Annotated in this window: 12 protein-coding genes and 1 pseudogene; 12 read left to right on the top strand and 1 reads right to left on the bottom strand. The window is 25.9% G+C overall.

Annotated features, from left to right (window positions below; translation table 4 throughout):
- The 12 genes from C6B38_RS05785 to C6B38_RS05845 all read left to right on the top strand — a co-directional run.
- Positions 1-238, top strand: a 238-nt coding sequence (locus tag C6B38_RS05785; RefSeq protein WP_146693334.1) for a TraM recognition domain-containing protein, incomplete at its 5' end; no start/stop codon positions are given.
- 385 nt (positions 239-623) lie between these two features.
- Positions 624-821, top strand: a complete 198-nt coding sequence (locus tag C6B38_RS11300; RefSeq protein WP_233485583.1) for a hypothetical protein — start codon at positions 624-626, stop codon at positions 819-821.
- Between the two features lie 283 nt (positions 822-1104).
- Positions 1105-1536, top strand: coding sequence for a hypothetical protein (locus tag C6B38_RS11305; protein ID WP_233485584.1), 432 nt, complete (start codon positions 1105-1107; stop codon positions 1534-1536).
- Positions 1537-1552: 16 nt separating this feature from the next.
- Positions 1553-2674, top strand: a complete 1122-nt coding sequence (locus tag C6B38_RS05800) for an SGNH/GDSL hydrolase family protein (RefSeq protein ID WP_105298975.1) — start codon at positions 1553-1555, stop codon at positions 2672-2674.
- A 1-nt stretch (position 2675) separates the two neighbouring features.
- Positions 2676-4649 (top strand): MOLPALP family lipoprotein, encoded by a 1974-nt coding sequence (locus tag C6B38_RS05805; RefSeq protein ID WP_105298967.1) that lies wholly within the window; start codon positions 2676-2678, stop codon positions 4647-4649.
- Positions 4650-4741: 92 nt separating this feature from the next.
- The gene (locus C6B38_RS05810) at positions 4742-5338 is read left to right on the top strand and encodes a YqeG family HAD IIIA-type phosphatase (RefSeq protein WP_004028170.1); all 597 of its coding nucleotides are present in this window, start codon (positions 4742-4744) and stop codon (positions 5336-5338) included.
- Positions 5325-6401 carry a ribosome biogenesis GTPase YqeH gene (yqeH, locus tag C6B38_RS05815; protein WP_105298968.1) on the top strand — a complete coding sequence of 359 codons (1077 nt, stop codon included), beginning with the start codon at positions 5325-5327 and terminating at the stop codon, positions 6399-6401. The genes C6B38_RS05810 and yqeH overlap by 14 nt, the downstream gene beginning before the upstream one ends.
- A 43-nt stretch (positions 6402-6444) precedes the next feature.
- On the top strand, positions 6445-7344 hold the full coding sequence (locus C6B38_RS05820; protein ID WP_105298969.1) for a Cof-type HAD-IIB family hydrolase: 900 nt from the start codon (positions 6445-6447) through the stop codon (positions 7342-7344).
- Positions 7345-7637: 293 nt separating this feature from the next.
- Positions 7638-7826 (top strand): hypothetical protein, encoded by a 189-nt coding sequence (locus tag C6B38_RS05825; RefSeq protein WP_105298970.1) that lies wholly within the window; start codon positions 7638-7640, stop codon positions 7824-7826.
- Positions 7827-7879: 53 nt separating this feature from the next.
- Positions 7880-8176, top strand: coding sequence for a hypothetical protein (locus tag C6B38_RS05830; RefSeq protein ID WP_105298971.1), 297 nt, complete (start codon positions 7880-7882; stop codon positions 8174-8176).
- Positions 8177-8435: 259 nt separating this feature from the next.
- Positions 8436-8744, top strand: coding sequence for a hypothetical protein (locus C6B38_RS05840; RefSeq protein ID WP_105298973.1), 309 nt, complete (start codon positions 8436-8438; stop codon positions 8742-8744).
- Positions 8744-9091, top strand: a complete 348-nt coding sequence (locus C6B38_RS05845; RefSeq protein WP_105298974.1) for a hypothetical protein — start codon at positions 8744-8746, stop codon at positions 9089-9091. Before C6B38_RS05840 ends, C6B38_RS05845 begins: the two co-directional genes overlap by 1 nt.
- Before the next feature lie 740 nt (positions 9092-9831).
- Here C6B38_RS05845 and C6B38_RS12365 read toward each other — a convergent pair.
- Positions 9832-10424, bottom strand: a pseudogene (locus tag C6B38_RS12365) (IS30 family transposase); the annotation flags it as partial.
- Positions 10425-10632: the final 208 nt, after the last annotated feature.

Raw genomic sequence — 10632 nt, forward strand, 5'->3', positions numbered from 1 at the left:
ACCCTTGTTAGGGTTGTTTTTTTGCCGCTTCATCGTACATTATACAAACTTATTTTTGTATATTCAAAGTAATAGTGATGAAGATGCAGAATCAATTAGCAAAATGATTGGAGATAAAACTGTTATTACATCTTCACTTTCCTTATCAGATTCAAGGCAAGGTGGTAGTAATAAAACAAGTTCGGGTGAACAATTATCTTACCACATAATTTATTTGATCCATATGTTTAATAATTAATAGAACAAAAAATGAAACACGAAATGATAAACCAGAGGTTTTAAAATGTGAACGTTATTCATTTTATTGTGATTTTTGAAGTTTTATCTTTGGGATTATTGGTTTAATTTTTGGAATTATTAGTTTTGTAACATTGTTTCCAACTTTCTTTAATGAGTATACTTCATGATGAGCAACAATAACTTCCGTTTGTTTTGATGCTGTATCATGTGCTTTAGTTGGTGTTGCTATGAATTATTTTAATAAAGAAATTAAATTAACAAAATAGAAATTTTAAAGTTTTTTCCTTTTTTGACAATTATTTCGTTATAATATAATTAACTAGGTTCAATGGAAATGATTTAATAGTTTTGAAATAATTTATCAATTAGAAGGAAAAAATATAATGTTAAACAACCTTTCAAAGAAAATGAAGTTTATTTGACTAGGAATTTTAAGCGGAGTTCTTAGTATTTTTTTAATTCTAGGAATTGGTTTAACTGTTCCTGGGATGGACTTAGAATCTTTAAAATTTATTAATAGTATTTTTAAAAACCCAAATTCAACGAGCATTTCTGCATGGAAAGTTTGTAATAAATGGTAAGATTAAAATTTATGAAACACTTGCTAATACTGTTTTAAAATCATCGTATGAAGCTGATATTTTATCAGCCTTAAATTTTTACGAAAAACCAGAAGAAAACGAAGCAATAAAACAGGAATATTTACAGTTTGCTGCGACATGATTTTATAATCGTTGGGGGGCAACAATTGCAAAGCGAAAAAATATTGATTTATATGATATTGGACTTGATTTAATCGAATTTGATAAAAGTGTTACGACTAAATTTCATTCGTATGGTTATGTTCATACTGGAATGGAATGAATGTTTAGAAGTGGTGGAATTAACCAAATGTTTAGTTCAGGTTTAAAAGAACATGCATTAATTCAGCAAACAATTAATAATCAAGAAGATTATAATCAAATGATTGATAGTGTTGGACCTGACATCAATGGATTAGTTGTAAACAAATCAATTGGAACATATCTTGTTAATAATAAAGTTTGATTTTTAAATATGCAATTAAAAAACCTTGCTTATGGAATGACAGCGATGGCTGGTGAAAGTATTTTTGTTAATCCGGCTTTAACACTACAAGATATTATTGCTCCAATTACTGTGGATGATTTATATCACCCAAATTTTGTTAGTGCATTAAATACCACAAGAGCAGGAACTGTTTTTATTTTAATGTGACCATTTTTATTAATTAGCATTGGACCACTTATTATTATCATTATTAGAAAAAAGAATTAACAAAGGAGAAAAAATTATGAAAAGATTTTTTACTTTACTTGCTGTTTTAAATGTAGCAACTGGGAGTACTGTTATGGTCGCGAGTTGTACCATTGCCCAAGGAGCACATCTTAACCTTGTTGATTCGTTATTATTAATTGGGAAAGATATTGATACATCAAAAGCAATTGATGATGCAAAAAGTAATTTACAATTTACAAATTATTATATTTTAGGGGATAGTTTAAGTGATTCGCATGGGATTGAAAAACTAGTCAAAAATAGTTTTAAATTAGATATTAAAATTGGCACTAATGATCCAAGCAATTTAGAAAATTATCAAAATGGCAGTTTGTCAAATGGAAACACAGCTGCTTTATTATTAAATGCTAAGCTTGGTTTTGACAAAATTCGCCCAGGAATTCCAAATGATTATGCTGGTGATTTTGGCCGTAATTATGCAATTGCGGGAGCAACCGCTGTTGATGTGGTGGGAACAGCCGGGATGTTATTAAACCGTGTTACAATTGAAAAACAAGCCCAAGCATTAGTTAGTCAGCATAAATTACGTTCAACAGACTTAGTTTTATTTGAAATTGGCGGTAATGATTTGTTTCAAATTATTGATACAACAGATCCACAAACAGAGTTAGCACTGATGCACCAAAGTGTTGAACGCATTAAAATCGCATTATTTACCTTATTAAATAATGGGATTCGAAAAATATTATTTTCTGATGCACCAAATGTTAGTGCAATCCCACGTTATAATAACCAAAATACAGATGATACTTTAAAAAAACGAGCAAATAATATTTCAACAGAGTTTCATACGCGAGTAGCAAAAATGATTGAATTAGCAAATACATATTACAAGAATGCTATTCGTAACTGAGGATTATATGATAATTTATCTGTGCTAATGACTGAATTTAAAGCACGCCATCCAAAGGGAGATATAACAGTTAATTTTAATAATTTAAATTTAGATTTTATAAAAATTATTGAAGAAAAAATGTTAAATGCACAACGTAATCCGGCCCTGCCAGCAAATGCTAACATTGATGATTATTTTTTTTTTGATATTGTTCATCCAACAAGAGAGGTTCATCAGTTAGCAATGGAACATTATTATCAAACTATAAAGGAGTGAACTTAAAATGAAAAGATTATTAGCGTTTTTAGGAAGTCTAACATTAGTAACAACTTCAGTTGTACCAACTATTGGGTGTGTTAATTCTGAAACTAATCTTCCAAAATTACAACATTATCAAGCAAGTTTAGCAGCATTAAATAGTAAAGTTGCAAAAATGGCTTACATTAGTAATGACCATAAATATGATTTTAATTATTTAATGTCCCAGTTTGCTCAACCAATGTATTTAAAAGATTTACCAAACCAACCAGATCAGCGGGAAGACTTACAAGAGTATAATCGTTATGCTGAATTATTTAATCGATATTATGGTAATTCTTATTTAAAAAGTGATTTAAAAACAAACTTAAACTTAACGAATAATTTTAAACCAGCAGCAGCAAACAAAATGATTTCAAATGTGGCTCAATTAGGTTCCCAAATTTTTACTATCCTTGCAAAAGAAGGACTGCCTAGTTTATTAACATTAATTGCAAATGGCCATTTATTAAATAATTTCTTATCACCAACGATTTTAAAATTTGCAAGTGATCTTCTTGAACAAGAAACGTTAAGTTCTTTCCGCGATGCTTTTGATGATTCAATTTATCAAGGGATGACTTATCAAGAATCATTAACATCGGGAATGATTGGTCTTGTTAATGTTGTAAATGAATTAACAGGGCAACCAGAACGGTTTGACTATAAAAATAAAGCAAATTTAGAAGCAACAGCAGTAAACTATACAACTGCATTAAAAACATTTGGAACAACAATTGTTAAAATAATGAATCAGAAAATTGATTTTAAATTTAATCTAATTAATAATTTAACCGCAATTAGTGAAATAATTCGATTTAGTCGCATTGTTTTAAATTATTTGCAACAATTTAATGCAAGTGAAATTGCAACATGAAATGATATTGTCAAAGTTCGTACTGCTTCTTATCAGATTAATTCAAAAATAGATTTACAACAAATTATGCGTAATTTATCACAATGATTAGGAGAACCAACAGGAAATGGCTTACAAAATTTAATTGCCATTTTATTGCAAAGTTCTGAACATCATCAAATTAGTTCAAAGCTTTGAAAAAATATTGCCTTTTTAGCAAGAGAAGATTTAACACCAGCTGGGTTATCAGCTTTTGGTAAAGTTATCATTAATATTTATCAACCACTTGATTTAATTGTCACAAAAGGTTATGCCGGAAATTTAGTCTGAGATTTGATTAATACAATGGCTGCTGGTGAATCATTAAATGATATGGTTAGTTTTTTAACAAATTCATTAGTTGAAAAGAACTTACCAGCAAATTTAAAACCAATTGTCGCAAAAATTGTTACTAATCCGAACGCTGTTAACGATTTATTTTTAGAATTATATCAGGGTGATATTTTAGGTGATATTTTTACAATGTTATTACGAAATTCATCCCTTGCAAAAATTAAAAATTTAAAAATGCTTTTTACAGAACCATTACAAAATTGATTACCAAATAATGAACTAACTAATTTTATTAAAAATAAAAGTATTGTTGAAGTTCTAAAAGAGGTAACAGCTGCCATAACACAACCAGCATTTATTGCTGCAAAAGATGTTTATCATTTGTTTGACCGTTTTTTAACGTCAACTGCTAATCACTCATGACTTTTACGTGATGCTTTATTAAATTCAGATACTTTTTTGGAAACATTAGGATTTAAAGATCAGGCAATTATTGAAAACAGTCCCTTATTTTATTTAAATAATATTTTAGAAAACATAAAAGGGATTAATGGTGTTTTTACAACTTTAACTAAATATCTTGCTGATTTTGATAAAAGCCAAAATGTCATTTTGCAAGAAATGCAAAAAACTGTTGCTAAAATAAATGTTATTGTTCTAGCACAACCAAACGATAATGTTTTTGAATATCAAATTAATGATAAAATTATTACAATTACGGTTGCATTCCACAATAATAAATATTTTATTAGTGAAATTATAATGAATTAAAGATGTTAAAAAGGTTATGATTTATAGAAAAGAAAATAACCTTTTTTATTGAAAATTGATATAATAATAGCAAGAAATGAGGGTTTTAAAGGATGGCAAAAAATATTTTTGGGAAAAAAAAGAATCGTAATTTATTATTAAATTATTTTAAACCATCAATTTATGTTAAAAATGTTAATAAAATTAATCTTGAATCATTAAAAAAACATGGAATTAAAGTTTTTATTTGTGATTTAGATAATACTTTAACCCCATTTTATCGTGGTATTCCGAATGCGGATAATTTAAATTTAATTCAAAAGGTAAAAGAATTAGGAATGATTTTTGTGTTAGTATCAAATAATGCTCGAAAACGAGTTGAACGGTTTGCACAAAAAGCAGGAATTGAACATTATTATTGAAATGCTAAAAAACCATTATTAAAATATTTTCGCGTTATTTCACGGCAATTTAATGCTAATCCGCATGAAATGATTATGGTTGGTGATCAATTAATTACCGATGTTTTATTTGCTAATCGGGCACATATGGAAAGCATTTTGGTTGTACCAGTAACAGGTGTTAATGAATCAAATCGTTTAATGCGTTTATTAGAAAATTTACTTTATAAACGGTTAGCTCAAAAAAATATTTTACATAAGGGTTTCTTTGATGAAGGAGAATATGGATTAGACTATGATATCTTATAAAAAATGTTCTGGTTGTGGGGTTGTTTTGCAAGACACAACACCAAACGACCTTGGGTATGTTGAAACATTAACGCAAGATTATTGTTATCGTTGTTTTCGATTAACACATTATAATAAATTAGTTACTTATAATGTCCCAGCAATTGATTTTCTTGCCAAGTTACGCCAAGATTATCACTTGAATTGACATTATTTTTATGTTTTAGATGTTTATGATTTGGATGGAACACGAGAGTTGACATTAGAACAACTATTACAAAATAATAAAGTAACTTTGATTATTAATAAAATTGATTTAGTAAATAAATTAATTAATCCTCATAAAATTATTACTTATATTAGTGAACTTTTTAGAACCTCAGTGCTTTTTTCGAAACTAGAAGATATTATTTTAGTTAGTGGATTAAAGAATTATGGGTTAGATGAATTATGACGATATATTAAACGACAAACTAATGATATTGTTTTTGTTGGTAGTTCGAATACTGGGAAAAGTACATTATTAAATAGTTTAATTAAGTTAACTAACCAACAACAAAAAATTACTGTTTCAAATAATCTTGCAACAACATTAGGTAAAATTGTTGTTAATTTGGGAACTAGACATAAAGTTTATGATACGCCTGGAATTATGAATAAGCATAGTTTGCTTTCGTATCTTGCCGAAAATAATAAAAATATGATTACTAAACAATTACTAAAACCAATGACATTTCAATTAAATTTAGAACAAACAATTTTTTATGAAGGATTAGCCAGTTTTTCATATCTTACAGGTTTAAAAACAAGTTTTCATTTTTATAAAAATAACAATTTGAAATTACATCGGACTAAATTAAGCAATAAGGATTATTATTTTACCCATCATTTATCAACCGCTGCCGTTAAATTAAAAAATTATCAAGAATGAACTGAGCGAGTGATTAAAATTAATGAACCAGGTAATTATTCGTTATTTATTGCTGGGTTAGGATGAATTAGTTTTAAAGGCCAAAGTGGTCAAAAAATAATGGTTGGAACTCATCAAAACATTAAAATTACACTACGAAAACAGTTTATTTAGTTTTATAATTAACAGTAGATAAGTAGAAAGGAAATAGATTATTATGAATCTTGTTAAAAAATATCCTTATGTAATTACTGATTTAGATGGCACAATTGCGGGGAAAGGTTATTTAATTAATCCCGAAACATATGAAGCATTACAAACATATCAATTGGCTAGTAATTATCACTTGTTTTTAGCTTCAGGGCGATTAGACTTAATGGCAAAAGAATATTTTGCAAAGTTAAAAATTAAAACGCCAATCATTTCATGCAATGGTGCTTTAATTCGTGATAGTTTAACAAATGAAATATTATATCAGCAACCTTTACCACAAGCATTAGCTCTTGCGGTGTTAACAAATGCTATTGAAGGAAATGTTGATCATATTGTTTATACTGCTAACATGGTTTATGGTCATCCTGAATCAAGTCGGATTGCTTTTATGTTAAAATATAATGCGCAATTAGATAATGATAATTATCTCATTCCAATTGATACTGAAACTGATTATGTATCATTATTAAAAAATAATGAAATTGAAGTTTTAAAAATTTTGTTCCCTTTTAATTCATCCGCTGAATTAGAACAAGTGCAAGCTATTTATCAGCCATTTAAAAATGAGGTTGATGGTGTTTTCTCTCAAAAAGATTTATTTGATATCCAAGCATTAAATATTAATAAGGGTAATGCTTTTAAAAAATTATGTGCTTTAAAAGAGTATGATTATGATCCACAACAGTTTATTTTTTATGGTGATAGTTATAATGACCTGGAACTTGCTAAAATTGTTGGTTATACTGTTGCGATGGGGAATAGTGTCTTAGAATTAAAAAAAATTGCTAATACAACAACAATGACAGTTACTGATAATGGGGTTCGTGAACATATTTTTACCGAAGTTTTATCAAAAGAACAGCTAGCAGAATTTCTGCCCCAAGTTAAAAATGTTTTTAAATAAAACATTTTTTTATTTTGTAAATTGTAAATGCAAGTGCAACAAATTTATTATATAACAATCCAAGATATACTTTAGCATCTTCAATTGATTTATTAAATATTAATTGAGGAAATAAATATTCAATAAATGATATAATTAAAGATTTATTAAATTATGAAGATGATTGAACAGATTTTTTTGATTTAATAGAACAATTAGAATTAGTTTATAATCTTGCTATGGATCAAATTTTTGTAATAAAAGGTATTGACAATTACTTATATGTAATTGAAGGTAATAGAAGAATTATGTGTATGATAATTATGCAGGAATATAAAAATTACAAAAATTTATTAGAAGAGTTTAAGCATGTAAAATATTATGAAAAAGTTATTAATAAATTAAGTACATTAACTAATATTGATTTTTTTCAATTAGAGGTTACTGAAATTGAAAATCCAAAGCTGGTGAAAATAAAGGAAAAAGATCTTGGCCAAGATTAAAATACTTTTATGATTTAAAAGATAAATTTTTTGATTATAAAGATAATAAAAAAATGGAAATATCAGAAATTAAAACAAATTTAAGTTATAGGTTTAATAAATCAAAGAAATCTTTAGAAACTGATTTAAGTAATTCATTATGAGTTACAGATGTAGTAGACACATATAATCAGCTTGATAAAAATAGTCAAATTAATATAAACAAAAATAGTGATAATATTTCAGATTTAGAATTAGCACGTTCAACAATAAAAGTTGAATATGATGATGAGCTACGTACTTTATCTAAATTATTTGGAATATCTGTTAGTGTTAAAAAAATGAATGGTTACAATTCAAAAAATTTCTAAAGAAAAATTATATTTATTTCTTATAACAAATCTTAAAAATGGAAATTATTCAACTCGTGGTTGAAATGAAAAGAAAGATTTATATATTTTATATGAATTTATTTTAGAAAATTTAGATTCAAGTAATAACAGTACTCATACAATAAGACAAGAAATATAATTAGCAAAACAAACACCAATTGAAAAAAGAACAGATATTCAAAATGAATTTATTAAATACGAGAAAAATATAATAAATTTAAAACAAACGCATAAAAAATTGGTTTCAACAAAACAAAATAAAACAGATGGTATTAAAAATGGATTATTAGAAATGTGAAAAAATAATATAACATCTTTATTTGATATTTTAAAAGTAAAATCTGAAAATTATCCATTTTTAGTTTCTTCTGTTATTATAACATCTTTAGAACTTTTAAGTGTATATGCTATAGTCAAATCTCCTAATTTTAGATTAAAACTAATTAATATTTGGGACAAATTATCAGATACAGAAAAAAATGAAATGTTCCATATCCTTTTCCAGATGATAAATTTAATCTTATTAGAAAAGAAGAAAAAGAAATAATGTTAGAAATTTTTAAGAATTTTAAAACAGATAATATATATGAAATTTTAAAAAAAATGATTTCAAAACATAAAATATCTTCTACAGAGATTTTAGATACATTATATCTTGATTGTAAAATAAATGAATCAGAATTAAAATATAAAAAACTTAAAACTCAAATAGGATATATAGATAATATGATAAAAGGAAAAAACAATAATATTCCTAATACTATAATCCATGCATATTTTTATTTAAATAATAAAAAAAATTCAGAACTAGCTTGAGAATCTTTAAATACTCAATTTGATTTGTTAATAAAAATTATTAGGATATGACTTTTAGATGAAACATCTATAGAATAAAAAATGTTGTAATATTAAAAATAAAAGCTATAATAAAAACTAAGGTGATGCAAAATGAAGGAAAAAAATAATTCTGTTAAATTAAAAAATATAAAAAATAATACTATTATTAATTTATTAGATAATGAAACTTGAAAAAAACATAGCCGACTTTAAGGTGACTGAATGCACCGTATTTGTTCTTATGTAGCTATGTTTTTTCCAGCACTAGCTGAATATTTTATTAATGAATTGCTCCTAATGATAATGATATAGTTTTAGATACATTTTCTGGTAGAGGCACTACATTATTACAAGCAAGAATTATGAATAAACAAGCATATTAAGTAGACTTAAATCCTTTTGCATATGTGCTTAGTCGTGCTAAGGCAAGTTGACTGTATAAAAAAAGTAGGGTATAAAAATATAAAGAAATTAAATAAGAATAATTAAACCATTTACTAAAATGGTTTTTTCAAATAAAAAAACAACCCTTTAACAAGAGTTGCTTTTTTGGAGCTTCATCGTACATTATACAAAATATAAAAATTTGTTGACAATAAAATTAAACATGGTATCTTTAAATTAAGTATGTGGATTATTTATTCCATAATTTCTTAAAATATATTAAATACCCTTAAATAATTTATACAGCCAAAAAGATAGTATAAAGCAAAAATTAAAAGCTACTAACTCAATGGGTGTTAGATCTGGTAAAGTAACAAGAGTAGACAAAATTTATGTGTTTAAAAAAAGTAACGTTATATAACTAATTTATTATTTTGTATTATCTTTATAAATAAATTTTTAGATGAATATCATCCTAAACATGGTCGTGGTCTTTCATTTATTATATTAACTATTTCATCATAGTGTTGTTGTGAATAAATATCTAATCAATCCCCTTAGGAAATCAATGTCTTAAATCACGATTAATTCTTTCAACAATAGGTTTTTTGAGTAGGTTTACCTTTATCACAAAAATAAACTTTAGTACCAATATAAGTCTCAATTTGTTTTCATTTTAAAAACTCTTTACCTTGATAAATTATAATACCTTTAACTATTTTCTTTAAAATACTAGATTGAAAAATATTCTTAATAACTCTAATTACTTCGTTTGGTGTTCTGTCATTTAATTTTCTTACAATTTCAAATTTAGTTAATTGCTCAGTTAAAACCAAACAAACAGATTTCAAATCTTTACCTACTATTGTATCCATTTCAAATCAACCAAATCATTTTTATTATGTTTAGATTCTGCAATAGTTCGAAAATTAGTTAATTTACTTCGATTATCAATAGTTTGCTTACTTTTATTTTTTCGACCATGAAAGTATAAATTACGTTTATTTTAACTGTAAATTGTAAATGAATCATTTTTGTGGAATTCCATTTAGTAAATTATCGACTTAAGATTAAAAATTAGGCAAATAATTGGAAAAGATAAGGTGCTGCTTTTTTTATATGATATAATGGTTCTATGAATATGCTAAATTTTAAGAGAAATACAAATCAAAAGTTCTATGTCGACAGTTCTGCATTTATTAATAAAAATAGTA

It is taken from the genome of Spiroplasma sp. ChiS (genome assembly GCF_002968355.1).
Taxonomy (GTDB): domain Bacteria; phylum Bacillota_I; class Bacilli_A; order Mycoplasmatales; family Mycoplasmataceae; genus Spiroplasma; species Spiroplasma citri.